The 26,058-nt window shown below is 63.5% G+C and carries 28 protein-coding genes, 1 tRNA gene and 1 pseudogene; 4 read left to right on the top strand and 26 right to left on the bottom strand.

Translation table 11 applies throughout. From position 1 onward, the window contains the following. Window positions 1-254: 254 nt before the first annotated feature. Window positions 255-833, bottom strand: a complete 579-nt coding sequence (locus J7302_RS12200) for an ANTAR domain-containing response regulator (RefSeq protein WP_215374505.1) — start codon at window positions 831-833, stop codon at window positions 255-257. Between the two features lie 19 nt (window positions 834-852). Beyond that, complete coding sequence (locus tag J7302_RS12195; protein ID WP_215374502.1) at window positions 853-2,067, bottom strand: CmpA/NrtA family ABC transporter substrate-binding protein; 1,215 nt, start codon at window positions 2,065-2,067, stop codon at window positions 853-855. Between the two features lie 363 nt (window positions 2,068-2,430). Between J7302_RS12195 and J7302_RS26495 the strand changes: the two are divergent. Together J7302_RS26495 and J7302_RS12190 are read left to right on the top strand one after the other, a co-directional pair. Next, window positions 2,431-2,571, top strand: a pseudogene (locus tag J7302_RS26495) (phage integrase); the annotation flags it as partial. 253 nt (window positions 2,572-2,824) lie between these two features. Beyond that, a complete protein-coding gene (locus tag J7302_RS12190; RefSeq protein ID WP_215374498.1) occupies window positions 2,825-3,034 on the top strand; it encodes a YodC family protein in 210 nt (69 codons plus the stop codon). Window positions 3,035-3,095: 61 nt separating this feature from the next. Here the strand turns inward: J7302_RS12190 and J7302_RS12185 are convergent, their stop codons facing one another. The 19 genes from J7302_RS12185 to J7302_RS12095 all read right to left on the bottom strand — a co-directional run bounded on the left by J7302_RS12185 (window position 3,096) and on the right by J7302_RS12095 (window position 15,364). Beyond that, window positions 3,096-4,460: a phage terminase large subunit gene (locus tag J7302_RS12185; protein WP_215374495.1), complete on the bottom strand. Its 1,365-nt coding sequence runs from the start codon at window positions 4,458-4,460 to the stop codon at window positions 3,096-3,098. Then, window positions 4,447-4,833, bottom strand: coding sequence for a hypothetical protein (locus tag J7302_RS12180; protein ID WP_215374493.1), 387 nt, complete (start codon window positions 4,831-4,833; stop codon window positions 4,447-4,449). Before J7302_RS12180 ends, J7302_RS12185 begins: the two co-directional genes overlap by 14 nt. 62 nt (window positions 4,834-4,895) lie before the next feature. Then, a complete protein-coding gene (locus J7302_RS12175) occupies window positions 4,896-5,879 on the bottom strand; it encodes a major capsid protein (RefSeq protein ID WP_215374490.1) in 984 nt (327 codons plus the stop codon). A 166-nt stretch (window positions 5,880-6,045) separates the two neighbouring features. Further along, the gene (locus J7302_RS12170) at window positions 6,046-6,588 is read right to left on the bottom strand and encodes a hypothetical protein (RefSeq protein ID WP_215374487.1); all 543 of its coding nucleotides are present in this window, start codon (window positions 6,586-6,588) and stop codon (window positions 6,046-6,048) included. Beyond that, window positions 6,581-6,904, bottom strand: a complete 324-nt coding sequence (locus J7302_RS12165) for a hypothetical protein (protein ID WP_215374484.1) — start codon at window positions 6,902-6,904, stop codon at window positions 6,581-6,583. Before J7302_RS12165 ends, J7302_RS12170 begins: the two co-directional genes overlap by 8 nt. Next, complete coding sequence (locus tag J7302_RS12160) at window positions 6,901-7,518, bottom strand: hypothetical protein (RefSeq protein WP_215374481.1); 618 nt, start codon at window positions 7,516-7,518, stop codon at window positions 6,901-6,903. The genes J7302_RS12165 and J7302_RS12160 overlap by 4 nt, the downstream gene beginning before the upstream one ends. Beyond that, window positions 7,515-7,745, bottom strand: a complete 231-nt coding sequence (locus J7302_RS12155) for a hypothetical protein (protein ID WP_215374478.1) — start codon at window positions 7,743-7,745, stop codon at window positions 7,515-7,517. Before J7302_RS12155 ends, J7302_RS12160 begins: the two co-directional genes overlap by 4 nt. A gap of 34 nt (window positions 7,746-7,779) precedes the next feature. After that, window positions 7,780-8,079, bottom strand: coding sequence for a hypothetical protein (locus tag J7302_RS12150; RefSeq protein ID WP_215374475.1), 300 nt, complete (start codon window positions 8,077-8,079; stop codon window positions 7,780-7,782). After that, complete coding sequence (locus tag J7302_RS12145; protein ID WP_215374472.1) at window positions 8,079-9,311, bottom strand: AAA family ATPase; 1,233 nt, start codon at window positions 9,309-9,311, stop codon at window positions 8,079-8,081. Before J7302_RS12145 ends, J7302_RS12150 begins: the two co-directional genes overlap by 1 nt. Then, a complete protein-coding gene (locus tag J7302_RS12140; protein WP_215374469.1) occupies window positions 9,308-9,688 on the bottom strand; it encodes a virulence-associated protein E in 381 nt (126 codons plus the stop codon). Before J7302_RS12140 ends, J7302_RS12145 begins: the two co-directional genes overlap by 4 nt. Further along, window positions 9,685-9,954: a hypothetical protein gene (locus J7302_RS12135; protein ID WP_215374466.1), complete on the bottom strand. Its 270-nt coding sequence runs from the start codon at window positions 9,952-9,954 to the stop codon at window positions 9,685-9,687. Before J7302_RS12135 ends, J7302_RS12140 begins: the two co-directional genes overlap by 4 nt. Window positions 9,955-9,956: 2 nt before the next feature. Beyond that, window positions 9,957-10,283, bottom strand: coding sequence for a hypothetical protein (locus J7302_RS12130; RefSeq protein WP_215374463.1), 327 nt, complete (start codon window positions 10,281-10,283; stop codon window positions 9,957-9,959). Then, window positions 10,280-10,579 (bottom strand): hypothetical protein, encoded by a 300-nt coding sequence (locus J7302_RS12125; RefSeq protein WP_251702021.1) that lies wholly within the window; start codon window positions 10,577-10,579, stop codon window positions 10,280-10,282. Before J7302_RS12125 ends, J7302_RS12130 begins: the two co-directional genes overlap by 4 nt. Window positions 10,580-11,039: 460 nt before the next feature. Then, on the bottom strand, window positions 11,040-11,258 hold the full coding sequence (locus J7302_RS12120; protein ID WP_215374460.1) for a helix-turn-helix transcriptional regulator: 219 nt from the start codon (window positions 11,256-11,258) through the stop codon (window positions 11,040-11,042). A 295-nt stretch (window positions 11,259-11,553) separates the two neighbouring features. Further along, window positions 11,554-12,843, bottom strand: coding sequence for a tyrosine-type recombinase/integrase (locus J7302_RS12115; RefSeq protein ID WP_215374457.1), 1,290 nt, complete (start codon window positions 12,841-12,843; stop codon window positions 11,554-11,556). A 166-nt stretch (window positions 12,844-13,009) separates the two neighbouring features. Further along, window positions 13,010-13,083, bottom strand: a tRNA-Gly gene (locus J7302_RS12110). A 96-nt stretch (window positions 13,084-13,179) separates the two neighbouring features. Beyond that, window positions 13,180-14,064: an alpha/beta fold hydrolase gene (locus J7302_RS12105; protein WP_215374769.1), complete on the bottom strand. Its 885-nt coding sequence runs from the start codon at window positions 14,062-14,064 to the stop codon at window positions 13,180-13,182. 395 nt (window positions 14,065-14,459) lie between these two features. Then, on the bottom strand, window positions 14,460-15,152 hold the full coding sequence (locus J7302_RS12100) for a pseudouridine synthase (protein WP_215374454.1): 693 nt from the start codon (window positions 15,150-15,152) through the stop codon (window positions 14,460-14,462). After that, window positions 15,152-15,364, bottom strand: coding sequence for a cysteine-rich CWC family protein (locus J7302_RS12095; protein WP_215374451.1), 213 nt, complete (start codon window positions 15,362-15,364; stop codon window positions 15,152-15,154). Before J7302_RS12095 ends, J7302_RS12100 begins: the two co-directional genes overlap by 1 nt. 339 nt (window positions 15,365-15,703) lie before the next feature. Between J7302_RS12095 and pcsA the strand changes: the two genes are divergently transcribed. After that, window positions 15,704-16,426 carry a phosphatidylcholine synthase gene (gene pcsA, locus J7302_RS12090; protein ID WP_215374448.1) on the top strand — a complete coding sequence of 241 codons (723 nt, stop codon included), beginning with the start codon at window positions 15,704-15,706 and terminating at the stop codon, window positions 16,424-16,426. A gap of 100 nt (window positions 16,427-16,526) precedes the next feature. Here the strand turns inward: pcsA and J7302_RS12085 are convergent, their stop codons facing one another. From J7302_RS12085 to J7302_RS12065, 5 genes are all read right to left on the bottom strand, one after another. After that, window positions 16,527-17,789, bottom strand: a complete 1,263-nt coding sequence (locus J7302_RS12085) for an OprD family porin (RefSeq protein ID WP_215374445.1) — start codon at window positions 17,787-17,789, stop codon at window positions 16,527-16,529. 126 nt (window positions 17,790-17,915) lie between these two features. Next, complete coding sequence (locus tag J7302_RS12080; RefSeq protein WP_215374442.1) at window positions 17,916-19,688, bottom strand: acyl-CoA dehydrogenase C-terminal domain-containing protein; 1,773 nt, start codon at window positions 19,686-19,688, stop codon at window positions 17,916-17,918. Window positions 19,689-19,756: 68 nt separating this feature from the next. Beyond that, a complete protein-coding gene (locus tag J7302_RS12075; RefSeq protein ID WP_215374439.1) occupies window positions 19,757-21,406 on the bottom strand; it encodes a cation acetate symporter in 1,650 nt (549 codons plus the stop codon). Further along, a complete protein-coding gene (locus tag J7302_RS12070; protein ID WP_215374436.1) occupies window positions 21,403-21,732 on the bottom strand; it encodes a DUF485 domain-containing protein in 330 nt (109 codons plus the stop codon). The genes J7302_RS12075 and J7302_RS12070 overlap by 4 nt, the downstream gene beginning before the upstream one ends. 118 nt (window positions 21,733-21,850) lie before the next feature. Then, on the bottom strand, window positions 21,851-23,473 hold the full coding sequence (locus J7302_RS12065; protein ID WP_215374433.1) for an acyl-CoA synthetase: 1,623 nt from the start codon (window positions 23,471-23,473) through the stop codon (window positions 21,851-21,853). 319 nt (window positions 23,474-23,792) lie between these two features. On the opposite strand from J7302_RS12065, the gene J7302_RS12060 reads away from it, so the two are divergent. After that, the gene (locus tag J7302_RS12060) at window positions 23,793-26,048 is read left to right on the top strand and encodes a PAS domain-containing sensor histidine kinase (protein ID WP_215374430.1); all 2,256 of its coding nucleotides are present in this window, start codon (window positions 23,793-23,795) and stop codon (window positions 26,046-26,048) included. The last annotated feature ends 10 nt before the right edge of the window (window positions 26,049-26,058 follow it).

Genomic DNA, 26,058 nt, shown 5'->3' with positions numbered 1-26,058 from the left:
CGGGCAGGGGCGGTGGGCTCTGCCGAAGGCGTTCGCGCCCCTCGATGCCTTTAAAATCAAATATTTGTAAACGCGGCGAGAGCCATCCTGCTGGCATCCGCAGGGCACTGAACGCCGTTGGGGGGCGTGGTGTAATGAGCTATTTGCGTGCGCGCCTGGAAGGTGCTGTGCGCTTTTGGTTCGGCGTGGCGGAGTGATGTGATGGGCGTGCGAAGAGGAGCCATTCCCTGGCCCCTGGCGGGACGGGGCAGGCTTCAGGCGCCCAGCATCTCGTGCGTGGCGATGATCTGCTCGGCCACTTGGATCAGCTTCTGCTGGCGGCTCATGGCCTGGCGGCGCATGAGGGTGTAGGCCTCGTCCTCGTTGCAGTTTTTCATCTTCATCAGCAGCCCCTTGGCCAGTTCGATGCGCTTGCGCTCGGCCAACTGCGCATCGCGAACCTGCAATTGGGCACGCAGCGCCTGGTCGCTCTCGAAGCGGGCCATGGCGACATCGAGGATCGGTTGCAGGCGTTCGGCGTGAATGCCCTCGACTATGTAAGCGCTGACACCAGCCTGGATGGCCTGGCGCATCACGCCCGGGTCGTGGTCATCGGTGAACATGACGATGGGGCGAGGTTGGTCGCGGGTGACCAGGACCACTTGTTCCATCATGTCGCGGCCTGGGGATTCGGTATCGATCAGCACTACATCGGGGCGAACCGCTTCGAGCCGCTCGGGCAGGTCGATGGTCAGTCCGGACTCGTCGATGACATCGAAGCCTGCCTCGACCAGGGCGTTCTTCAGGCGGCCGACCTTCTTTGGCGTGTCGTTGATCAGGAGAATACGTAGCATCGGGGGGCTTCTCCAACCGTCACAGGGCAATGGCTGCAGCGCGGCGGCTGCGGGCATGAAGGGCAAAACTGCGGGCGTAGCCGACCGGGTCGCTGCCGTCCCAGGTGCTGCCGTCGAGCAGGGTGCTGCTGCGCATCGGCTGGTTCGGCACACTGATGCCCAGTGCTTCAGCGGCTTGCCGATAGAGCCCCAGTTGATGAATCCGGCGGGCGATGCCGAGGTAGTCCGGGTCGTCCCGGAGCAGGCCCCAGCGACGGAACTGGGTCATGAACCAGATGCCGTCCGACAGCCAGGGCATGGTCACCTCGCCATCGGCGAAGAAGCGCAGCGGATGGGCGTCCCGCCAGGCATAGCCGAGACCGTCCTCATAATGGCCGAGAAAGCGCGGCAGGATTGCCGAGAGCGAGGCGTCGACGTAATCGCTGCCGGAGATCAGTTGTGCGGTGCTGCGCTTGTTCTCCTCGTTGGCGTCGATGAAGCGGCTGGCTTCCAGTACGGCCATGGTCAGTGCGCGTGCGGTGTTGGGATATTGCAGGACGAACTCGCGGGTGCAGCCGAGCACCTTTTCCGGGTGGTCGGCCCAGATCATCTGGCTGGTGGCCAGGGTGAAGCCTTGTCGTTCTTCCACGGCCAGCCCGCCCCAGGGTCCGCCGGCGCAGAATCCGTCGATCCGCCCGGCCTTGAGGTGGGGGACCATCTGCGAGGGCGGCACGACCACTGTGTTGACGTCGTCCAGCGGGTGGATGCCTTGGGCTGCCAGCCAGTAATACAGCCACATGGCGTGGGTGCCGGTGGGAAAGGTCTGGGCGAAGGTCAGTTTTGCACCAGCCTGGCGCACGTGAGCGGCCAGTGCCTCGGCACTGGTCACCCCGGCCTGCTTGAGGGGTTCGGAGAGATTGATCGCCTGGCCGTTCTGGCACAGACCCATGAGGATCGCCATGTCGGTTGCCGTGCTCCCCAGGCCCAGGTGGATGCCGTAGACCTGGCCGTAGAGCATCTGCGCCGCATCCAGTTCTCCGGACAGCAGTTTGTCGCGCAGTGTGGCCCAGGAGGCCTGCCGTTTCAGGTTGAGGGTCAGGCCGTAAGGCTGGGTGAAGCCCTGGGTGGCGGCGACTATCAGCGGGGCGGAGTCGGTCAGGGCCATGAAGCCCAGGTTCAGCGCACTTTTTTCAGGGGCGTCGCTCCCGCCGACCCAGGCCAGGTAGTCGTCACGGATACTGCTGTTATCGGTCATTTGATTGGTTCCGCCGTTGAACGAAAAAGGCGCCGCTCCGAACACCAAATGATTGGTGGCCGGAAGCGACGCCATCGTCTTTGAACTGACTCCGCCGTTGGAGAGAGTTCTGCGGCTAATCCACTAGCAAGTGGGGTGCCACTGTCACGGTGCTGGAATCACAGTCACGGGAAGCGCAGGTCGAACTTCAGCGGGAGGTGGAGTCAGTAACGGGTTGCTGCAGCGGCGACCTGTGCATGCTTTTGTCGTCTTGGCCTTCCCCCGTGACGGGAGCACTGAGCAACATCCTGAGCACTGCACTCCGACACCAGAACACTGTCCCGTTGAAGCGGGGCACGGGGTTTGGGCGAAGAGGGTCGCCCGGGACATGCGTCACTGAGCATGACGATGCGCTATGCGCACCTGGCTCCGGAGCATTTGCACGATGCAATCAGGCTGGGTCCGCTGGCCGATTTCGACACTTTTTCGACACCGGCAGAGCCCAGAAACGAAAAAACCCCATAAATCAGGGGCTTAGGCAGAGGATTTTGGAGCGGCGAAGGGAATCGAAGTATTGCATAGTTGCTGGCTTTCAGGCTGTTTCAGAGTTCAGGCATACACGTAGGCATACAAGGTGCCTGCTGCTGGGCTCGATTTGATCATTATTTGATCAGTCCTTTTTAGTGTTCGAGCGGTCCGAGCGAGCGCGCTTTTTGCCATTGAAATGACATCTCTCGCCCCTCATCTTGATCGTTCCCACCAACCGAGGAGATATGGGATGTCCGAGATCAAGAAAGGTGATGTGGTTCAGCTGAAGAGCGGTGGCCCGAAGATGACCGTGGAGGATGTGGGTAACTACGGCGGGATGGGAATGGGGCCGGAGCATGGCGCCAAGTGTGTGTGGTTCGAGAAGAACAAGGCCGAGCAGAAGGTGTTCGATGTGGCCGTACTTGTGAAGGTCGCCACTGCCACTGTCGGCGCTCTTTAGTTTCACCTGGCCTGAGAGAGCCCCGCTTCGGCGGGGCTTTTTCGCTCTTTCCTGCAGGCGATCACACGACGAAGGGCATTGTGGACCAGGTTGCCGGTCGCATTCTCAGGCAGCCGTAGCGCACCGCATCCGCGCCATGGTCGGGGCCGGTGCTGTCCACGTCCTCCACGCGCTTCTGATCACGCGCCAGGGTGGGCAGGGTCTCCCACAGGTAGGTGCAGTGCCGGCTGATGTACAGGCCGGGCTTGTCGGGCTTGCCGGCATCGGAGAGCAAGCGGCGCATGATGTTCCAGCCGGTAATCCTGTCGGCCTTCTTCGCCGGGTCGAAGGTCACGCCACTGATGCGGAACTCATCGGCAATCGAGCCGGCGGCATGGCCACCCTTGGCAAAGATCGCATCGTCCGCCACGCCGATCGGTCGGACATCCCATTGCTTGCACCACTTCACGATCTCTTCTGCCAGGATGGGTACGGTCCAGTTCAGGCCCACGTTCGGGTTGTCACGCTTGGCCGTGACCAGTTCATCCACCAGCACCAGGCTGTTGCGTGCGTAGTACTTGCCATCCGGGCCCAGGCCGCCGGGAGCCTTCGCGAAGATGTACGTGGCGCTCGGGGCCGAGGATCCGAAGTCGTGCGCCAGGTAGGTTTCCCACTCGTCCGGGATGTGGTCCCACGGGTCGACGGCATTGCGGCTTTCATCGAGCACCGACGCGAAGTAGGCGCCGCGGTTCACTGCCCAGTCGCCAGTAGTCCAGGCGCGCAGCAACTCGGGGTCATCGGGGCAGGCGGACTCCAATTGGTCGCGGTACTGAGCCGTGTCGATGAAGCGGTTGCCCTCGAAGGTGGACGGGGCATAGATCCATTGCCGTTTGCTCTTCTCCTCCAGGAACGGCTTCCAGGGAGCCGCTTTGAACACGTAGCGCTTGGCCAGCCAGTAGTGGCCAGGGCCACCCGGGTTGGCCGAGACGATCATGCGGATGGGCATGTCCTTCGGGCCGCGCAGGTTCGAGCGCATGATGTCGAGCAGGTCGGGGGTGGGGTACTGGCCGGCCTCGTCCACCAGCAGCAGGGTGAAGCTGCGGCCCTGATATTTGGTGTAGTCGGCGTGGGTTTCCAGCTGCCCCAGTTCCAGGTAGCCGCCATTCGGGAAGCGCCAGACGTGCTCGGCGGCGTTGTAACGGGCGGCGCTGCCGTAGATGGTGCCGTACAACTCGCGACAGATCAGCTCGAAGTCGGCCAGGCCCTTGTAGGTGCGGCGCAGGTAGAGGATGCGGGCCTTCTCGGCGTACTGCTCGACGTGACGCAGGCAGAGCAGCGCCAGGCCGTAGGACTTGCCACCACCACGCCCACCGCCACAGAACACATCGAGTTCTTCGGGGAGCAGCATCACCCGCTCCTGGAAGCGGTTGAGTTCAATCGTGTTCATGGGTTACGCCCTTGGTGAAGTCCTCCAGGCGAAGCGCACCGGGGAGCTGGAAGTTGATGCTGACCTTGTTGGCAATCTCGGACTGATCGCCTTCGCGGTAGCCGTGGCGGGCCTTCAGCAGGAAGATCGCGGCGGTGACGTTGCCACCCTTGGTGGCGTTCTCGAACAGCGCGTTGAACAGGGCTTGGTGCTCGCGCTCGCGGCCTTCATCGAGGGCCTGCTGCAGTTCGGGGTAAAGCTCCAGCCACTTCTTCAGGGTGTCGTAGCTGGTGCCCAGCCGGTACGCGAGGCCCTTCATGTTGTAGCCCTGGGCGGCCAGTTCCATCAGCTTCTGTGCAGCATTGGCCGGGGGCTTCTTGCGGGTGCCGGTCACGGGCCGGCGGGGTGCCTTCTCGGTCATAACGACAAAGGGGGCATTGCTGCCCCCTGCCTCGCTTACTTGGTGATCAGGAATGCCAGGGGAACGGCCTTGCGTTCCACCACGCGCAGCCAGTGCGAGGCATCGGCCAACTCGGCGATGGTCGGGCTCTCGCCGTCGACGGTGCCCTCGGCCCAACTGAAGCCGCTGGGGTGAACCGCCAGGTTGAGGCGGCTATGCAGAATCTGCTGGCCACCGCCACGGCCGGCGCTCGGCAGGTTCTCGACTTCGGTACCCGCTGCCACACGAGGCTCGGCTACGGCATAGCCCACGGCACCGGCGCCGAAGAGCACGGTGGTGTAGTTGCCGGAGGCGAGCGGCAGGCCGTCATCCACGATCACCGCGAGGCCGCGGAAGGTGCGGATCACACTGCCGTCGCTCTGCGGAACGGTATCGATCAGGTCGTTCTTCAGCGCCTGCCGGTAGATGTCCGAGTGCATGCCGATGGCAGTCACGGTGTCCATCGCATCACCCAGTTCGGCAGTGGCGTCGATCACGGCGGTGGCGCTGAACTTGGCCGCATCGCCCACGGCGCCGCTGATGTCCAGCACCATGTCAGAGCTGTTGTTGGCCACGTTGCCGGCCAGCACGCCCTTCAGGCTGGCCACCAGGCGGCGTTGCATCTGCCGCTCCCAGTAGGCGCTGACGCGGGACTGGATGCGCGCCAGGGCGTCGGAGCCGGAGATCTCGCTGGCGAGGTTCATCGCCGACCAGGAGTTGTGCAGGAAGGCCTTGCGGATGAGTTGCTTGCCGGAGCCGATCTTGTTCGGCGTGGAGAGGTCGGCCGGGTCGTCGTTGACCACGTTGGCCTCCTCATTGCCGATGTCGTTCCAGAACGGCACGTTGAAGGAGTGGGCGCCGGCGCTGAGCTGTTCAGCGATAACGGCGTTCAGGGCCATGACACCGGATTGGACCAGGGCGGTCTTCTCCATGGTGTTCTGGACGATGTAGTCGGTGAAGACTTGTGGCTCGATGATGTCGGCCAGGCGTACGGTTGCCATGGGGCATTACCTCGAATCAAGTGTTGGGGTTGATTCGCGGCGTCACAAACTTCGCGAGGTGGCCACAGGCCAGAGGGTATTGCAGGGTGGGTGGTCACAGACCGAAGGGGAGGGCGGCCCCACAGGAGCCGCCTGTGCTCTGCTCAAGCACTGTTACAGTATAACGCTATTTAAGGCCGAAATTAGGCTTGGCCTGCGCGGGCTGTTGCGCCTTCTCCTGCTGCGTGGTGAACGTGCGGGCCGCTGAGGGTATGGCACCGCTACCGGAAGCACGACTGCCCCGGATGATGTGGTTGAAGTTGCCGGTGTTCACCAGGTAACGCCAGATGTCCATCTCCTCGAAGCGTACCGAACGGGTGACTTCTTTCCCGTCCACCTTCTCGGCGACAGTGACCGGGTTTCCCTCCAGATCGCGCATCTCGATCTCGCCGGCCTCGTTCAGCTCGAACTTGTAGTGCTCGGCCAGCTCCTGCGCAGAGTACTTCGGACTGACCAGCACGCCTTTCAGCATCGCGGCGACGGGCTTGTGCAACTTAAGGTCCAGTACTTCGGCGCGCAGGGTCTCCAGCTCGCTGAGCCCTTCGGGCTGGGCGGCCTCCAGCTCCTTGAGTCGACCTCGCGCCTTCTTCAGTTCGTCCAGCAGTTCAGCGTTCTTCTGACGCAGCCGCGCGTTTTCGGAAGAGAGTTCTTCATAGGTCGGATCAGCCATGGTTAGCTCCTTGCTTGAACAGACGGGCCATCAGGCCCTGAGGTTGGGGTTGAGTCAAGATCGCGCTCACCTCCAGAGTGAGGTAGGCGCGGGGTTCGCCCTTGTCGTTCAGCACCGGCACCACACGCAGCAGGCCGGAGACAGAAATGGGAGAGCCGAAGGGCAGGGCGAGCAGCTGCTCGGAGAGGGCCTTGCGGCGGCAGGTGAGCCGCACCGAGCGCTCATCGTCGAAGGTGCAGACGGTAGCCTCGCAGGCGCCATTGCTGGTGATGTGGGCCTCTTTCACCAGACGGCCGGCAATCAGCGCGCTGATCATGGCGTGATCTCCTGCTGGCGCGGCGGGAAGTCGAAAGCCTTCTCGATGGTGATGCTGTCCCGGCGCACCTCGGCGATGAGGAAGCGACCACCAGCGGCGAGTTCAGGCATCCGCTCACGCGCCAAGCGGCTCTGGTGTTGGGCCAGGGTCATCATCCCGGGACGATCAGCCGGGATATCGTTCGGCAAGTCATCCCAGAACGGCGCCCGGTACCGGATAGGGATGCGGTCGACCTGAATCTCTTCGCTGCCGATTGCCCGTCTGAACAGATGGCCGACCACGCACCCCTCAACCTGCGAATAGCCGACAAGGGCCAATTCCAGGCCCAGGGCTTCCTCTGGCGCCTGGTAATGCTCTCGGCAGAAGTCGACAGATCGCCTGAGATGGTCGGGCAGTGCTTCCGCCATTGCCTCCAGCGAGCCACCAAAGCAAACGATGGAGTTGCTGGCGGCCATCACCACGTAGTCCGTGCCGCGGAAGGCGACGACCGCACCAGCTGCAGGGGCCACGATCATCTTGCCGAACTCTTGGATCGTCCCGTCTGGCAGGGTGCTCTCGGTATCGACCCCAATCAGTCCCGCCTCGGGCGTGACGAAGACATTGAGAATGCTCATGCCTGGTCGCCCTCGCTCAGATGCTTGGAGACGGGGCCGCGGTCCTGCTGATTGGGTGCCGGATCCAGATCACCCGCGATCTCGGCGCCGACCTGGTAGCCAGTGAATGCGCCGGCCGGGCCGCCGACTGCGCCGCCGATTGCGGCACCAACGATCGAGGCGACTATTTGCCCAGCGGTTTGCCCTGGGGCGAGAGCGTTGCCGCCAAGTATTTGCTGTGTGCTCATGGTGTTTCTCCTTTCTCGGGTTGCATAAGTGCAGTTACTGATCGGGGGCTAGGTCCGCGTCCGGCCAGCGCCAGCGAGCGGCGTCCAGGGCTTCGGTGCGGGTCATGGGTTCACCGATCATCACGCAGAGGACTTTGCCCCCGCGGGTGATTTGCCAGTTGCTGCGGCGCTCCTGGCCATCGTTGGCCGCCAGTTCCGCCAACAACTCTAGGCGGTGGGCCTTGATGTACTTGCGCACGTCTTCGGTCAGACGGCTGGCTGGGGAGATCACCAGCCGCTTGCCGGACACACGGGCGGAAAACCCGTGTTCTGTGAGGTAGTCGAGGGCGGCCATCAGAAGCCCTCCATGTCCGAATCGTCGAAGGCGGGCGGCGGGGCTTTGCAGAAGGTGCTCACGTTTTCCAGAAGGTGCTCACTCTTTTCTGTGAGCACCTTCTGCATTTGTTGAGCACCTTCTGCGACGAGCCGCCAAACCCACTGCTGTTTCTCGTCGCCGAGACGGCCACCTTCCTTGACGGCGATAGCCCCAATTACCTTCTGTGCGCGGCGTACCGTTGCCCATGACAGACCGGCATCATTCGCTTCCGCTTTGATCTGCTTGGTAGGTACGGGGCCGTGTTTGAGGGTGTCGCGCAGGAAGTCGCAGGCCTCCTCCAGTTCGGTGCGCTGGTCGTCGTCGCCTGTGCTCTCGACATCGGCCAGGATGTCGCGGGCGCTGCCCTCGATGCGGTCGCCCCACAGAACGCGGGTCGTCTCCAGCCCATCCCCGACGGTGCAGGGTTCCACCAGGTAGCCGACGCCACCCTGATCGTCGCTGATGTTCGACTTGGCGCGAGCCAGGACGCGAACGTCCGAGTCTTCCTGTTTGGCAGCCACCAGCACGGCGCGGGCGAGGGCCCCGAATGCCTGGCTGCCGATCACCCGATCAGCTGGAGAGGCACCGCCGCTGCCCTTGCTGAAGTGGCTGATGCCCAGCACCGCGCACCAGTGTGCCTCGGCGAAATCCACCACGGCCTGGAGCGCTCGGCGGACATCGTTGGCCCGATGCATGTCGCCCTTCACCACGTTGACCACGGGGTCGAGCAGCAGCAGGGAGGCCCCGCCAATCGAGTCCACGGCTTCGCGCAGCAGGTCGAAGTCCGTAGCCGGGTCGAAGGGTTCACGCTCGCCCAGGACATTCACACGGCCCTGGATGATGTGCACACGCTCCAGGTTCGCCCCTGCAGCCATCAGGCGCGGGATCAGCGTGTCCGCCGGGTCGTCCTCCGACGACCAGATCAGGGCATTAGCGGGCTCGTGGCAGATCTCGCCATCCGGCCAGCGGCCGCCGCTGGTGAGGGTGCCAATCAGCCCCATGGCCAGGGTGGTCTTGCCGCTGCCGCCGGCGCCCGCCAAGACGGTCAACTTGCCCCGGGCGATCCAGCCGGGCCATAGCCAGCGGATCGGTACCGGGACGATGGACGCGGCCGGAGTCAACTCGGCGCGCCATGCGGGTTTGAGGGCTTCCGGTTTGGTGACCGGTGTCGCGCCTTCCCATTCCTTTGCAAAGCGATCCTGAGCCGTCATGGCGTGACCCCCAGTCGCTGCTTGGCGAGGTCGAAGCGGGCCTGATCCTCGGCGTTCAGGCGGCTGCCGTTCGCCTGGATCGACAGGCCGATCTGGTACACGACGTGCTCATGCTCGACGGCAGCGCGGCTCGGTCCCTTGCGGGCCTGGTGCTCGCCGGGGAACAGGTCGCGCAGCTCCAGGCCGACTGCCGTGGTGATGTCAGATGCGGAGCAGCCTGCCCAGCAGTGCAGCAACACTTTGCCGTCGCCGGCTTCGCGGATGCTCAAGCTGGGCTCCCTGTCGTCGTGGCCGGGGCAGCAGGCTTTCCACTGCCCCGGTTTCACGGCCTTCACCTTGTCCAGGCGAGCCAGGAGGGTTTCGATTGGGCTGGTCATACTCGGCCCTCCAACTCCAGCATGGCCATCGCGGTCGCATGGACGACGCGCTGCCCCCAGGCCTTGGCCCGTACCCGGTCGATCAGCCCCGCCAGGGATAGGGCGTCGATGCGCCCCAGCGTTTTGTGGGCTTCGAGCTCCAGCGTCCGGATAGTGCCGGCCGCGGCGATGAGCGACAGGCTGCGCTCGAGGATTTCCTCGGGAGAGAGGCTTTTTTCAGATAAGCCGGTCCCCTCGCCGCTGCTGCGGCGTTTTTTGTCATCCATGGTTAGGCTCCCAGTGCGTCTAGTTTCGCGAGCGCTTTGGCGTACTCGGTATCTAGCTCGGTATCGGTCACAAGGTCGTCAGCCAGGCCGCATTTGCGGCTGACGATGGCCGCGCCCGGGAATTTCGCCTTGATCCTGCCGATCGCTGCCTGCATTTCATTGGGGCTCGGGAAAGGCCCAACCTTGCCAAACGGGGCAATTTGTTCGACGGCATTGTCGAGCGTGTAGTAGGTCACGAACCCGAGCTCGTGGTGCCATTTGTGGGCGGATACACCTACTGAACAGCCGGCGATCGCGCGGGCGGTAAGCGTTTGGATGGGTGCGTTCACTTGGCACCTTCCTGGAGCTTCAGCTCCTGCTCTTCGACTTCGCCTTGCAGGCGTTCTGCTTCGCAGTCGAGGTAGTTCGAGCAGTCATCAGCCAGGTACTGCCCCAAGCTGGCCAGATCCCTTGCGGTGCTCACTCGAGCCTCAAGCACGGCTTTGCCCTGTGAAAGCTCGTTGTGGATCGCAGTCATGAGTGCAGACAGCCAACGGGTGTGGAGCCTTCCGTAGCGGATGAACTCAATGGAGTCATCGGCGATCGACGCCATTTTGTCGCGGGTGAAATTTGCCTTGGCGTTCATTGGGCACCTCCAACACTTGCGGTTTCGAGAGCGCGGGCGCGCTCCATATGAGCGTTGTAGCGAGCCAGGCGAGTGGCAAGGCTGGAGTCAGAACGCAGTGCGGCGAGGGCTCGGGCCCTCCAGGCGGCAGCGTGGGAATTGGACGAACTGGGGGCGTGTTTCATATGGTCGGTTCCCTTGTGTGTCAGAGGACCGCCACAAACCTTCCTACGGGTTATGGTGGCGGAACGTACCGGGGTAGGAATCGGGACACTCCCAGCCACAAAGGAAACCGAAAGGCCCGCCCGATACGTCCCGCCATAACAAGAAACTGCGGGCATAAAAAAGCCCCAGTTCTGATGGGGGCGCATTAGCGCCTTTGTGCTGTTAGTCCGCCGGTTCCTACGCCGGGTTGCCATGTTGGCAACTCGATTACGACGATACATGCGGGGACGTGTGGACGCAAGCATGGGCATGGTTTTCATGCTACGTCCCTCGCCTGGATCTTCGACTGCAGCCAGGCATCCACCTCGGCCACAACGTAGAAGGCAGCAGCCTGGCGGCTCTCGCCATCCTTGAGCGGTTTGGGGAACGTGGGGTCTTTCTTGCGGAGCTTGTCCAGGCCGGAGCGGGACAGATCCAGCCACGCGCAGAGCGAGGTTTGACGGATCAGGGCCTTGTTGGGTGCGGGCGTGTGCATATGAGCGACGTCCTCGAAAGAGTTTTCAAGGCTCACGCTCCAGAAACGAAAAAGGGAAGCGTGAGCGTTTAGGCTCAATCGCTTCCCCCTCAGGGACTTAGGAATTTACTCCTGCACAGGCCTCAGGCCGCCCCCTTGGGGCCTCGTCCCACAGGGACTTTGGTGCAGTGCCTCATTCCAGCAATTGCGGGGCAGAACGGCACAACCGTGCTGCTGGTGGCGATGTTAGGAAGCGCCTGTACGGATATACAAGCGTCTGGCTGAAAAATGTCGTATATGTCGTGTCATTTGGCGGCTATGCCAGCTTAATCAACTCGATCACATTGTCCTCCACCACGTTCACCTGGCGGTCAAACTCGGTGCGCTGGGCCGGGGTGATGCCCACCGCCAACTGGTCCAGATAGTCGGCGTACCACTGCATCATGGCGCGCCGTTGGGGCAGGTACTGGGCCTGGTTGTAGACGCCGGAGACGCCGGCTTCCTTGTGGGCGAGCTGGGCCTCGACGTGCTCCTTGAGCCAGCCGTGCTCGCGTAGCAGGGTGCTGGCGGTGTGGCGGCTGCCATGGCCTACCAGCTTGCCGCGATAGCCGACCTTGGAGAGCGTCAGGTTGATGGTGTTCTCGCTGATCACGGGCTTCTTTGGGCCGATGCCGGGGAACAGGTAGCGGCTGCGCCCAGTCATGCGGTGCAGGTCGCGCAGGGCATCCAGCATCTGGCGGGAGAGGGGGACCACATGGTCCCGGCGCATCTTCATCTTGTCCGCGGGGATGGTCCACAGCGCATTGTCGAAGTCGATCTCCGACCACTCGGCAGAGCGCACCATGCCGGGCCGGCTGGCCGTCCACAGGCACATCCAGGTCGCGGTACGGGCAGGCAGGCGGCTGGTGGTGTTGCGCAGGCTGTGCAGGAAGGCGGGCAGCTCAGGCTCCAGCAGGTGAGGGTACTGCTTGGCCTTGGGGGTCTTGGTGGAGATGGCCAGCAGCTCGCTTGCCGGATTGTTCTCGCACAGGCCGCGGGCAATGGCCTGGCTGAAGATCTGGCGCAGGGCCACCCGTACCTTGTCCCGGGTGTTCGGGGCGTTGCGTGCCTCGATGCTAGCCTGCAGGTCGGCGCAGTCCTTCCGGGTCACTTCGCTGATGGGTTTGTCGCCCAGGGCCGGGAGCACGTCATTGTCCAGATAGCCCCGCATCAGGCGCAGGGTACTGTCTGCGAGGCCATCATCTACCTTGCGCTGGTACCAGTGTTCGGCGGCGGTGCGAAAGGTGTTCGCGGCGGCAATGGCGTCGGCCATCTTGGTTGCTGCCTTGTGCTCCACGGGATCCACACCAGCGGCCAGCAGCTTGCGCACATCGGCTGCCTTCTCCCGGGCCTTGGCGCCCGACAGTTCGGGGTAGCCGCCCAGGCCATGCCAGGACCACTTGCCGTCTGGCTTCTTGTAGCGCAGCTCCCAGGACTTGGTGTCGTTGGGCTTCACGCGGAAGTACAGGCCGTTGCCGTCCGCCTCGCGGTAGGCCGTAGGCTCGGGCTCCAGAGTCGCCAGAACAGTGTCAGCCAGGGGGCGGCGTTTGATGTCTGATCGCTTCATTTCTTGTATGCCCAAGTTCGTGTTTGTCCTGAGCATACAAGCAGGCATACACGGTATCAAGGGTTATGTGGAGGCATACAGGGATATGCGGGCACAAAAAAACCGGCTCAAAGGTCCGGTTTCTGTGGGTTTCGTCGCCATGCGGAAGCATGTGGAAACAGAGTGTTGGAGCGGGCGAAGGGAATCGAACCCTCGTCATGAGCTTGGGAAGCTCAGGTAATGCCATTATACGACGCCCGCAGCGGGTGCCTTTTTACCAGAAGCTGGCCCATAGGTGAAGCCCGGAGCAGTCACAAGTTACTGAAAATACTTGCACCTGCCCGGGCGCTCGCGCGTTCAAACCGCAATTGCCTGGTAATCGGCAACCGGCTGCGGCCGTGCGAGGCTGGAGCTCACCGGGGCCTTCAGGAATCCCAGCAGGGCTTGCTGGGTTTGCAACCAGCCTTCCTTGTGTTCCACATCGACGAAGTGGCCGGCGTTGTCGATGGTGACGAACTCGCAGTCACGCACGTGCTTGGCGAAATGGCGCGCGTCGGCGGCCGAGGTGTATTCGTCATGCTCTCCATTGACGAACAGCATCGGGATGTCGACGTTCTGCAGGCAGTCCACGTAGCAACGCGAATCCATGTTCAGGACCTGGCGGACGTGGTAGTGCATCTGCAGGTATTCGTGATCGTCGAGGCTGCTGCAGTGCTTATGGTTGAAGCGCTTGTACAGCGACGGCAGGTATTTGCCGATGGTGTCATTCACCAGATGGCCGACGTTGTCGCGGTCGACGGCGGCAAGGTAGTCCAGCCCACGGGTGAGGTAATCCATCATCGCGTCGTTGAGGATCGGCGAGAAGGAGGTGATGACGGCCTTCTTGATCCGTGCCGGGCATTGGGCCAGGGCCAGCAGGGCGGAGACACTGCCCCAGGAGAAGGACATCAGGTAATCGACGCGGAAGTGCTCGATCAGGTGCAGGAGGATGTCCGCCTCGGTTTCCTTGCTGATGAAACGGGTATTGTCGTTGTGTGGCTTGGACTGCCCGGCATAGGGCTCGTCGAAGAGCACGACGTTGAAGTGCGGTTGCAGGTATTTCACGGTCTGCGCGAACGAGGCTGTCGTCGACAACGAGCCATTGACCAGAATGATGGTCTGTTTGGCTTCGGGATTGCCGTAGAACTCCGTGTGAACCTTGTACTGGCTGTGAATCTCGACGATGGCGGTTTCCGGCCTCATGTCGTTTTCCTCCTGGCGCAGATGGGTCATGCGGGTCATGGACAGGCATGGCTCGCTGTAAGTCTTGGCAGTAGGAAAGCGCCTTTGGATGACAATCCGATGTCAGGCGAAAAATTTAAAAATTTCTTAATTTTCAGGCGGTTAGGTCGAAAAAAGACGGCGAGTTCCGGTGCTTTTCGGCACCAGACAGTGTCTTCTAACCAGGCAGGAAACCTTCATGTGCAGAGCACAGGGGACCGCAGGAACGCTTAGATGATCGGTGTGACTCTTTGGTCACACTCTGACCTTGTGTCCGATTTAAGCAGGGCCTCTTTACACCTGCAAGCTCATTGAAAGGAAAAATTCTTGCAGTTCGTCGGTTTATTCAAAACCGATGTGACTCGGGTGTGACCTAGCTAAAAGTGGGCCACTTCTTCGGCGGTGAGCGACCGGTAGTCGCCCGGTTGCATTTCCGGGTCCAATTTGAGCGGGCCGACGCTTTCGCGATGCAGGCGCACGACCTTGTTGCGAAAGTGCCCGAACATGCGCTTGACCTGGTGGTAGCGACCTTCATGCAGGGTCAGGCGGGCGGCGCGGGTGTCGAGGATTTCCAGCTGAGCGGGGAGGGTGGTCAGGTCTTCAAAGGCGAAGTAGAGGCCCTGGGCGAAGGTCTCGGCGTACTCGGCGCCGATGGGCTGCTCGGTTTCTACGTAGTAGACCTTGGGCTGCTTGCGTTCAGGCTGGGTGAGGCGGCGCGACCAGAGTCCGTCGTTGGTGATCAGCAGCAGCCCGGTGGTGGTCAGGTCGAGACGGCCGCCCAGGTGCAGCTCGTGTTTGTCGGGCTCGTCGAGCAGGTCGAGCACGGTGGGGTGCTCAGGATGCTCGGTGGCGCTCACCCAGCCAGCAGGTTTGTACAACATGAAGTAGCGTGCCGGCTTGCCGAGTTGCAGCAGGCGGTCGTCGAGTTCGATTCGATTGAATTCGCGAACCTCAGAGCGGCCATCGGTGACCGTCTGTCCATCCACGCGGACCCGACCAGCGGCGAGCAACAGGCGCGCATCGAGGCGGTTGAATTCATCGAGGTTGCTCAAAAAACGATCGAGGCGCATCAGCTTGGTGCGTCAGTGGGCAATGCGTGTGCACAGCGGGGACAGAGGCAGGCGCGGTTGAGGTCCTGTTCCGGGACCTGCTTGAGCTGTTCCGGGGCGATCCGCACCTCGAAGCACCAGCAGGGCTGGTCGGCAGTTGCCGGGTTTGCCTGGATGCATTGGTTGCTCTGGCCGCAGAGTGGGCAGCGGGTGGGGTCGGTCGGGGCGTTCATGCCGGTGTGTCACAGGTGGGAAGGGCACTCAGGGTGCAGGGGCGACGCCTGGGATGCAAGAGGGGCGCACGGTATTGGTGGGCGTTTCTCTGTAGGAGCCAGCTTGCTGGCGAATGCCGAAGTGGGCAATTCGCGAGCAAGCTCGCTCCTACCAGGTTGCGCATGGTCAGTGGTCAGGGAACGTTGCCGTCCGCCATAGATGACCTAGCATCGAATATGCAAGTGGAAGGAGTCTGAAAGCGACGATGACGTTTTCTGAAATGTCTGAAGGCCGTCAGAAGCTGACGCATAATTGCGGTCTATCGAATCTACTCCCCCATCACTTTGAGCAGAACTGCCGTGTCCGCCAATATCAACGTAGTCAATAAAGCCAAGGCATGGTCCGCACACGGTGTCACTGCCACCGGTGTCGTGCTTGCCCTGATGGCGATACTTGCCCTGTTCGACAACCAGCCCCGCGATTGCCTGCTCTGGCTTGGCGCGGCGCTACTGGTGGATGGCCTGGATGGCACCTTCGCCCGTCGTGTGCAGACCAGTACCATGCTGCCGAACTTTGACGGCTCCACGCTGGACCTGGTGATCGATTACCTGACCTATGTGTTCATCCCGGCAATCTTCATCTACCGCTACATTGACCTGCCCGATCACACTGCACTGGTCACGGTGAGCCTGATCCTGGTGTCATCGCTGTTCTGCTTCTGCAACCTGAACATGAAGAGCAGCGACAACTACTTTGTCGGCTTCCCGGCTGCCTGGAACGTGGTGGCGCTGTACATCTGGATCATCGACCCGCCACCGGTTGTCAGCCTGTTGCTGATCTGTTTCCTGGCCGCGTTGACGCTGACCAAGCTGAAGTTCCTGCACCCCTTCCGCGTGCGCAAGCTGATGCCGCTGAACATTGTGGTCACCTTCGTGTGGATGATCAGCAGCATGCTGCTGATCATCCAGCATCCCTTCTACAAGTCGCTGGTGCTGGGCATCTGGTGGCTGGCTTCGGCCTACTTCGTGGGCATCTGCCTGTGGCGCAGCCTGCTGGACTGGACGCACAAGCTGAAGGCCTGAATCGCCTCGCGCAATGCCGTGCCGCTGCGTAGCCCGGACTTCAGTCCGGGCTACGGCTTGCAAGGATAAGGGCGACCAGCGGCCACCCTCGCTGGGCTGCTCACCACAATGGCAGCGTGTAGCTGAGGATCAGTCTGTTCTCGTCGAGATCGTTGCCGAAGTTCGTTGTGCGCACTGTCGCGTTGCGCCATTTCAGGCCCAGGTTCTTCAGCGGGCCGCTCTGCACCACGTAGGCGATGTCGGTGTCGCGCTCCCATTCCTTGCCATTGGCCTTGTTAGCGCCCAACTCGATGTCGTCGCCCGAGAGGTAGCGGGTCATGAAGGTCAGGCCCGGCACGCCCAGGGAGGCGAAGTTGTAGTCATAACGAGCTTGCCATGAGCGTTCTTCGACGTTGGCGAAGTCGCTGATCTGCACGAAGTTCACCAGGTAGGCATCACTGCCGTTGACGTAGGCGAAACCGGTGTCGCCGCTCATGCGCTGGTAGCCAAGTCCGAAGGCGTGGCTGCCGAGGCTGTAGGTGAACATCGCGCCAAACGCGCTGTTGTCGACGTTGCTGCCACCTTCATCGGTTGAGCGGGCGTAGCGGATATCGCTCTTCAGTGCCTGGCCTGAACCCAGCGGCTGCAGGTGATTGAGGGTGAGCATGTGCTGGCGATAGAAGTCGTCCAGCCGACCAAAGCCGTAACCGGTGCTCAGGCTGTCGTTCCACTTGTAGCTGAGGTTGGCGAAGTCGAAGGCGTCGCTGGTGGCTTGGCGGGCGCGGATATTCTTCACGCCAACGGTGGTGATGCCCATGTCCTCGTAGTCGGAGGAGTCGCGTTGGTTCACCTGGGTCAGGCGCCCGGCGTCGAAGGTCAGGCCGTCGATCTCCAGCGAATTGAGCTGGCCGCCTTCGAAGGTCTGCGGCAGCAGGCGTGAGTCGTTGGCCAGCAACACCGGCACCTTGGGCATCAGGGTGCCGAGCTTCAGCACGCTCTTGGAGGCGCGCAGCTTGGCAGTCAGGCCTAGTTCGCCGTATTCGTCCTGCGCACGCTTGGGCGCTTCGCGGTCACGCTTGAGCAAGCCGGAACCCGCGCGGTCCGGGCTGGAGTCGAGCTTCACACCGAGCAGGCCGATGGCGTCCAGGCCGACGCCGATGCTGCCCTCGGTGAAGCCGGAGTCAATGCGCAGCAGGAAGCCCTGGGCCCACTCCTCGGCCTTGGCCTGGGGGGCCCCTTGCTGGCGAAAGTCACGGTTGAAGTAGAAGTTGCGCAGCTCAAGTCCGGCCTTGCCATCGGCGATGAAATCCGCCTGGGCAGGGGCCGACAGCGCGGCGGCGCCGCAGGCCATGAGCAGGCCGGAGGTGAGGGTGTTGCGGTCCATGGTCTTACCTCTTCTTGTTGTTGTGGAAAAGCCGGTCCCGCATCGGGCCGTTCGGCCCAATGGTTGGTGGGGGAAGAAAAAGGCGCGGTCCGAAGGAGCTCAGACCGCGCTGCTACACGCTAAGCGTCAGAAGTGCTCAGCCTTCAACTCGTAGAGCGAGGTGCTGCCGGCGCGGATACTGGCCTCCAGGCTCAGGGTGCGCGGCAGCAGGCGCTGGAAGTAGAACGCCGCGGTGGCCAGTTTGGCGCCGTAGAAGTCCTCGTCCTCGCTGCGTTTTGCCTCGGCGACAGCGGCCATGCGTGCCCACATGTAGGCGTAGGCGACGTAACCGAACAGGTGCAGGTATTCCACCGAGGCGGCACCCACCTCGTTGGGGTTGGTCTTGGCGTGCTCCAGCAGCCAGCCGCTGACGGTCTCCAGGCGCTCCAACGCTACGACCAGCTCGCTGCCGTACGGCACTTCGTGGCGGTGGGCGAAGTTGCGCACTTCGGCGCAGAACTGGCGCAGTGCGGCGCCGCCGTTGGCGACCACCTTTCGGCCCAGCAGGTCGAGGGCCTGAATGCCGTTGGTGCCTTCGTAGATCTGCGCGATGCGCACGTCGCGCACATGCTGCTCCTGGCCCCATTCGCGGATGTAGCCATGACCGCCGAACACCTGCTGGCCATTGACGCAGCTTTCCAGTCCCATGTCGGTGAAAAAGGCCTTGGCCACCGGGGTGAGCAGCGCCACCAGGGCCTCGGCGCGCTGGCGCTCGTCGGTGTCCTCGGTGAACTTGGCCAGGTCGAGCTGCTGGCCGACGTAGCAGGCGAAGGCGCGGCCGCCCTCGGTCAGGGCCTTCATGCTCAGCAGCATGCGGCGCACGTCGGGGTGATTGATGATCGGGTCGGCCACCTTGTCCGTCGCTACCGGGCCGGTGGGCGCGCGGCTCTGGATGCGCTCGCGGGCGTAGCCGACAGCGGCCTGGTAGGAGGCTTCGGCGCAACCGATGCCCTGGATGCCGATGGACAGGCGCTCGTAGTTCATCATGGTGAACATCGCCGCCAGGCCCTTGTTGGCCTCGCCGATCAGGTAGCCGGTGGCGCCATCGAAGTTCATCACGCAGGTGCTTGATGCCTTGATGCCCATCTTGTGTTCGATGGAGCCGCAGCTCACTGCATTGCGTGTGCCCAGGCTGCCATCGGCGTTGACCAGCAGCTTGGGCACCAGGAACAGGGAGATGCCTTTCGGCCCCGCTGGTGCGTCCGGTAGCTTGGCCAGCACCAGGTGGATGATGTTCTCGGTCAGGTCCTGCTCGCCGCCGGTGATGAAGATCTTGGTGCCGCTGATCTTGTAGCTGCCGTTCGCTTGCGGCTCGGCTTTGGTGCGGATGATGCCGAGGTCGGTGCCGGCGTGGGGCTCGGTGAGGCACATGGAGCCGGCCCAACGGCCTTCGTACATCGGCGGTAGGTAGGTGGAGCGCAGCTCAGCGCTGGCGTGGGCGTCGATCGCCAGGCAGGCGCCGGAAGACAGCGCGGAGTAGAGGGCGAAGCTCGAATTGGCGGCGTAGAGCATTTCCTCGAACTGCACGGCGAGCATCTTGGGCATGCCCATGCCGGCGAAATCCGGGTTGCCGGAGAGGCCCACCCAACCGCCTTCGATATAGGTGGCGTAGGCCTCCTTGAAGCCGGCCGGAGTGGTCACCACACCATCGCGCCATTGCGCGCCCTCTTCGTCGCCGCTGCGGTTGAGCGGGGCGATGAGCTGCCCGGTGACCTTGGCCGCTTCTTCCAGGATGGCATCGGCGGTGTCGGCGTCGACCCGTTCGGCCAGCGCGGGCAGGCGCGCCCAGATAGCGGGGGCGTCGAAGACCTCATGCAGGACGAAGCGCAGGTCGCGCAGCGGGGCATTGAACTCGGGCATGGTGTGGAACCTCTTTTTTCGGTTGTACATCGGGCACGACCCACACGGGGGGAGCCGTGCCCGGTCGGTCAATGGCTGCTGGCGGCAGCGGCCCCCAGGCCGGTCTGGGCGCGGACGAACTGGTCCTCGAAGGCGGCCCGCTCGCGGTCGGCTCGGGCGCTGCGGTCGAGGTTGGACACGACCACGATCACCAGGAAGGCCAGCGGCATGGAGAACAGCGCCGGGTGGTCATAAGGGAAGATAGCCTGTGCGTGACCCAGCACCGTGACCCAGACGGCCGGCGAGAGGATCACCAGCAGCAGGGCGCAGGCCAATCCGGCAAAACCGCCCCAGAGCGCGCCGCGGGTGGTCAGGCCCTTCCAGTACATGGCCATGATCAGCACTGGGAAGTTGGCCGAGGCGGCGACGCCGAAGGTCAGGCCGACCAGGAAGGCGATGTTCATCTGCTCGAACAGCAGGCCCAGGCCGATAGCGATCACACCCAGACCGACGGTGGCGAAGCGGGTGACGCGCATTTCATCCTTCTCGCTGGCGCGGCCCTTCTTCAAGACGGTGGCGTAGAGGTCATGGGAGATGGCCGAGGCACCGGCCAGAGCCAGGCCGGAAACCACCGCCAGGATGGTGGCGAAGGCCACGGCGGAGAGGAAACCGAGGAACAGGTTGCCGCCCACCGCCTGGGCCAGGTGCATGGCCACCATGTTGCCGCCGCCGATCAGTGCTCCGCCGACCTTGCCGTCGATGAAGTACTGCGGGTCGGTGCCGATGATGACGATGGCAGTGAAGCCCAGGGTGCACACCACGAGGAAGAAAAAGCCGATGAAGCCGGTGGCGTAGAACACCGATTTACGGGCTTCCCGCGCATTCGGCACGGTGAAGAAACGCATCAGAATGTGCGGCAGGCCGGCGATCCCGAACACCAGGCCGAGCGACAGCGACACGGTGTTGATCGGGTCCGCCAGCATCGAGCCCGGCCCCATGATGGCGCTGCCGGCGACGTGCACGTCGATGGCGCGGCTGGCCAGTTGCTCGTAGCTGAAGCCGAACTCGCTCATGGCCAGGAACACCAGGGTAGTGCCGCCGGCCAGCAGCAGGACAGCCTTGATGATCTGCACCCAGGTGGTGGCGATCATGCCGCCGAAGATCACGTAGACCAGCATCAGCGCGCCGACCACCATCACCGCAATGGGATAGTCGAGGCCGAACAGCAGCTTGATCAGCTGGCCGGCGCCGACCATCTGCACGATCAGGTAGCAGCACACCACGGTCAGCGAGCCGATGGCCGCCAAGGTGCGCACGCGGCTCTGGTCGAGGCGGTAGGAAACGATGTCGGCGAAGGTGTAGCGCCCCAGATTGCGCAGGCGCTCGGCCATCAAGAAGGTGACGATGGGCCAGCCGACGAAGAAGCCGATGGTGTAGATGAAACCGTCGTAGCCCTTGGCGAACACCAGGCTGGAGAGGCCCAGCAAGGTCGCAGCGGACATGTAGTCGCCAGCGATCGCCAAGCCGTTCTGGAAGCCACTGATGCCGCCGCCAGCAGTGTAGAAGTCCGATGTAGAGCGGGTGCGTCGTGCCGCCCACCAGGTGATCAGCAGCGTGCCGAGGACAAACACGAAGAACATGCCGATGGCGTGCAGGTTCAGCGGCTGTTTTTCGGCGGTGATGGGTGCCGCCAGAGCGACCAGGGGTGAGCAGGCGAGGAGGGCGAGCAGGCGCTTCATGCTTGGGCCTCCTCGACGATCTCCGCGCTCAGCGCATCGAAGCGGGTATTGGCGCTGCGCACGTACCATCCGGTGAGCAGCCAGGACAGGACGATGATGCCCGCGCCCAAGGGCAGGCCGAGGGTGAGCTGGCTGCCATCGGCCAGGGGCAGGCGCAACCAGCCCGGCGCGAAGGCCACGATCAGCATGTAGCCGTAGTAGACACCGAGCACCACGGCGCTCAGTGACCAGGCCAGTCGCGCGCGCTGGCGGGCCAGGCGCCGGAACTTGGGGTTCGACCGGATGCGGTCGAAGTGTTGGGCGTGAGGTGTGTTGTGAGTGGTCATTGCTGGCTCCGCTTGTTTTTGTTGTCGATGCCTGGTTCGGGTTGCCGCTGCTTTTTCGGGCATGAGGCAGCCTTGGGCGACCGCCGGGGACGGTCGCCTTGTTCATGACGCGCTGCTGTTAGAGGTTTTTGGCCATATCGCGCAGGACGTACTTCTGGATCTTGCCGGTGGAGGTTTTTGGCAGCTGGGTGAAGATCACCGTCTTCGGCACCTTGAAGCTGGCCAGGTGCTCGCGGCAGAAGGCGATGATTTCTGCCTCGCGGGTGTCCTGCTGGTCGGCCTTGAGGGTGATGAAGGCACAAGGCGTCTCACCCCACTTCTCGTCGGGGCGCGCCACCACGGCTGCTTCCAGCACCGCCGGGTGACGATAGAGCACGCCTTCCAGTTCGATGGTGGAGATGTTCTCGCCGCCGGAGATGATGATGTCCTTCAGCCGGTCGCGGATTTCCACATAGCCGTCCGGGTGCCACACGGCCAAGTCGCCGGTGTGGAACCAGCCACCCTCGAAGGCTTCGGCCGTGGCGGTGGGGTTCTTCAGGTAGCCCTTCATCACAGTGTTGCCACGCATGAAAATCTCGCCGATGGTCTGGCCGTCTTTGGGCGCAGGCTCAAGGGTTTTCGGGTCCGCGACCATTACCCCTTCCAGGGTCGGGTAACGCACGCCCTGGCGGGATTTGATGCTGGCACGTTCTTCCAGCGGCAGCTCGTCCCATTCGGCGTGCCAGGCGCAGACCGTCACCGGGCCGTAGACCTCGGTCAGGCCATAGACGTGGGTGACGCGGATGCCCATGGCTTCGACGGCGCCGATCACCTTGGCCGGCGGCGCAGCGCCGGCGACCATGGCGTTCACCGGGTGATCGATGGCGGCCTTGGCCGAGTCAGGCATGTTCACCAGGGCGTTGAGCACGATGGGCGCACCGCACATGTGGGTCACCTGGTGTTCGCGGATCAGGGTGAGGATCTTCTGCGGGTCGACCCGGCGCAGGAACACGTGCACACCAGCCAGGGCAGTGACCGTCCAGGGGTAGCACCAGCCGTTGCAGTGGAACATCGGCAGGGTCCAGAGGTAGACCGGATGGTTGCCCATGGCCCAGGTCATCTGGTTGCCCAGGGCGTTCAGGTAGGCGCCGCGATGGTGATAGACCACACCCTTGGGATTGCCGGTGGTGCCGGAGGTGTAGTTCAGCGAGATGGCCTGCCACTCATCGTCCGGCCAGCTCCAGGCGAATTCCGGGTCGCCCTCGGCCAACAGTGCTTCATAGTCCAGGTCGCTGACGGCCTGGCCTTCGCCGTATTCCGGGTCGTCGACGTCGATCACCAGCGGCGGGTGGTCGAGCATGCCGATGGCAGCGTGGATTACTGCATGGAACTCGCGGTCGGTGATCAGCACCTTGGCCTCGCCGTGCTGCAGCATGAAGGCGATGGCCTCGGCGTCCAGGCGCACGTTGAGGGTGTTGAGCACGGCGCCGATCATCGGCACGCCGAAGTGCGCCTCAAGCATGGCCGGGATGTTCGGCAGCATCACCGCTACCGTGTCGCCCTTGCCGATCCCGCGGCCGGCCAGGGCGGAGGCCAGGCGCCGGCAGCGCGTGTAGGTCTCGGCCCAGTTGCGGCGAACCGAACCGTGGATGACGGCGGGGTAGTGCGGATAGACGCTGGCAGTGCGCTCGATGAAGCTGAGTGGGGAGAGGGCGATATGGTTGACGGCAGCAGGGGCTAGGCCCTGTTCGTAGATCGACATGCTGGACACCCGACGGCTGATTATTAGCTCTTCTGTATCGCCCCGGCAGAAGGGGCGGTAGATTTCGTGGTGAATTTATATACCAATCTCTACTAAATATGGAAGTGCATCTATAGTTGTATAGTAAAACTACTATACGATGACGCTGTAGGAGCGAGCTTGCTCGCGAATGGCTTCGGTACGGGGCCAAGCCTTGATCCCCATGGGACCGCCAATTCGCCAGCAAGCTGGCTCCTACAGGGGGGCGACGCGCCCTCGCGAACGTTCCGGCATCCGTCCACCACGCTATCCTTGTCCACCCCCTGACACTGGACCTTCGATGACCCAGACCCCGGTTCGACTGCACACCTGGCTGCGCCTGCAGCGTGAAGACGTGCCCCTGGCGGCCCGCGCCGATGCCCTGTGCCGGGCCTTGCGCGGCTGCCCGGAAGTGCGCCAGGCCTACTACTTGAGCTGGCTGCCCGGTGCGCGCATCTATGGCCACGAGGGCAGCGGCCAGCACCTGCCGCCCGGCCAGGGCGACCCGATGCAGGCCAGCGACGAGGAGTTGTTCGCCCGTCTGGAAGTGGAGGGCCGCCTGGGGCTGGACCAGGTGCGCCAGCTCGACTGCTGGTTGGCGGGGCGCCTGCGCCGTGCAGCCATCAGCCATGGCCAGGCCTTCGACCTGGCGCTGGTGCCCGGCCAGCCGGGCCTGCTGCTGGTGGACGTGCGTGAGGGTGTGAGCCTGGACTGGCTTGGCTGGCTGCATGAGTTGTTGAGCACCCTGCTGGCCAGCGTCAGCGGCCTTCTGCGGGCCTCCCCGTTGCTGGGCCTCGACCCGCAACCCAGCCTGCTGCTGGATGCCGAGGCGCGTCCGCTGGAACTCAACGCCGCACTGCTGGCCATGCTCGGCGAACTGCCGCTGGCCGAGGTATTGCGCTTCCTGCCGGTCAACCATGCCTCGCTGGTGCGTGCCGCCCTCGAGCAGTCGCGGGCCATCGAAGGGGTGGAGGCCGAATGCGGCGAGCGCATGCTGATCTGGACGTACATTCCTGACCCGCAGGAGCGACGTGTCCTGGCGCGTTGCCGGGAGGCCACTGCGCAGATTCGCGCCGAACGCGAGGCTGCCCGCGCGCGGCGGCTGTACCGACTGATCACCGAGAACACTACCGACCTGATTTCCCGTCATACGCCGGACGGGCGCTTCCTCGACGCCTCGCCGGCCTCCTGGACACTGCTTGGCTACTGGCCGGAAGAGTTGCGTGGCCAACTCGCGCAATGCCTGTTTCACCCGCAGGAGCTGGCGCAGCTGGTGCAGCGTGCCCGTGATGCGCTGGAGCAGGACGGCTACCACACGATGACTTACCGCATCCGCCATCGTGCCGGGCATTACCTCTGGTTCGAGACGGCCAGCCGTGCCATCCGCGAGACCTATACGGGCGCCGTGGTGGAGGTGGTCAGCGTGTCCCGCGATATCACCGCGCGGGTGCAAGCCGAGGAGAACAGGCGGCGCCTGGCCGAAGTGGTGGAAGCCAACACCGACCCGGTGCTGTTCGTCGACCCCGCCGGCCTGATCACCTACCTCAACCCGGCGGCACGTCGCACCCTCAAGCTCGGCGCACGGGATGCCATGCCGGCGTTGGCGCAAGTCTTCGCCCCGGACGATCTCGCACGGATCAGCCGTGAGGGCTGGAGCACGGCCGAGCGCAAGGGGGTGTGGAGCCTCGACGCGCGCCTGCATCCGCCCGGTGGTGGTGCCTCGGTGCCGGTCTCCATGGTGCTGCTGGCCCACACCGCGGCGGGCGGCGAGCGTTACTACTCGCTGGTCGCCCGTGACATGACCGAGCGCGAGCTGCGCGAGGCACAGCAACGCCGACATCAGGACGAACTTGCACACACCGCTCGCCTGGTGACCTTGGGCGAGTTGGCCTCCGGTATCGCTCATGAGATCAACCAGCCGCTGGCGGCGGTGGTCAACTACGCCAGCGCCAGCCAGCGCTATCTGCAATCGCTGGCCAGCAACCCCAAGGCTGCCGACCGCGTGGCGCAAGGCCTGGAGCGCATCACCGAGCACGCCAACCACGCCTCGGAGGTGATCAAGCGGCTGCGCGCCTTCCTGCGCAAGGGCCAGCGCAAGATGCAGGCGCTGGACGTAGCCGAAGTGGCACGCGAGGCGGTGCGCCTGTGCGCTTGGGAGGCCAGTGCCAGTCAGGTGGCGATCGTCGAGCAATTACCGGAGAATCTGCCGCCGGTCTACGCCGACCGGGTGCTGCTGGAGCAGGTGCTGCTCAATCTGCTGCGCAATGCCATCGATGCCAATCGCGAGGCGCACCCAGGGCAGGATTCGGTCATCGTCCTGGCGGCTCGACCGGAGGTCGAAGGCCGGCTGGCCATCGAGGTTCGTGATCAGGGGCCGGGGCTGGACGAGGCGGAGCTGGCACGCATCTTCACCCCGTTCTACACCAGCAAGCCGGATGGCCTGGGCCTGGGGTTGTCGATGAGTCGAAGCATCATTGAAGGCTTTGGCGGCTCCCTTGATGGTGAGCCGGGCGAGGAGGGCGGCTTGCTGATGCGTTGTCGTCTGCCGCTGCAATAACAAGAACGGG

It is taken from the genome of Metapseudomonas boanensis (genome assembly GCF_018704125.1).
In the GTDB taxonomy this organism is placed as follows: domain Bacteria; phylum Pseudomonadota; class Gammaproteobacteria; order Pseudomonadales; family Pseudomonadaceae; genus Metapseudomonas; species Metapseudomonas boanensis.
Note: the sequence above shows the minus strand (reverse complement) of the source record. Positions and strands in the feature narration are given on the sequence as shown.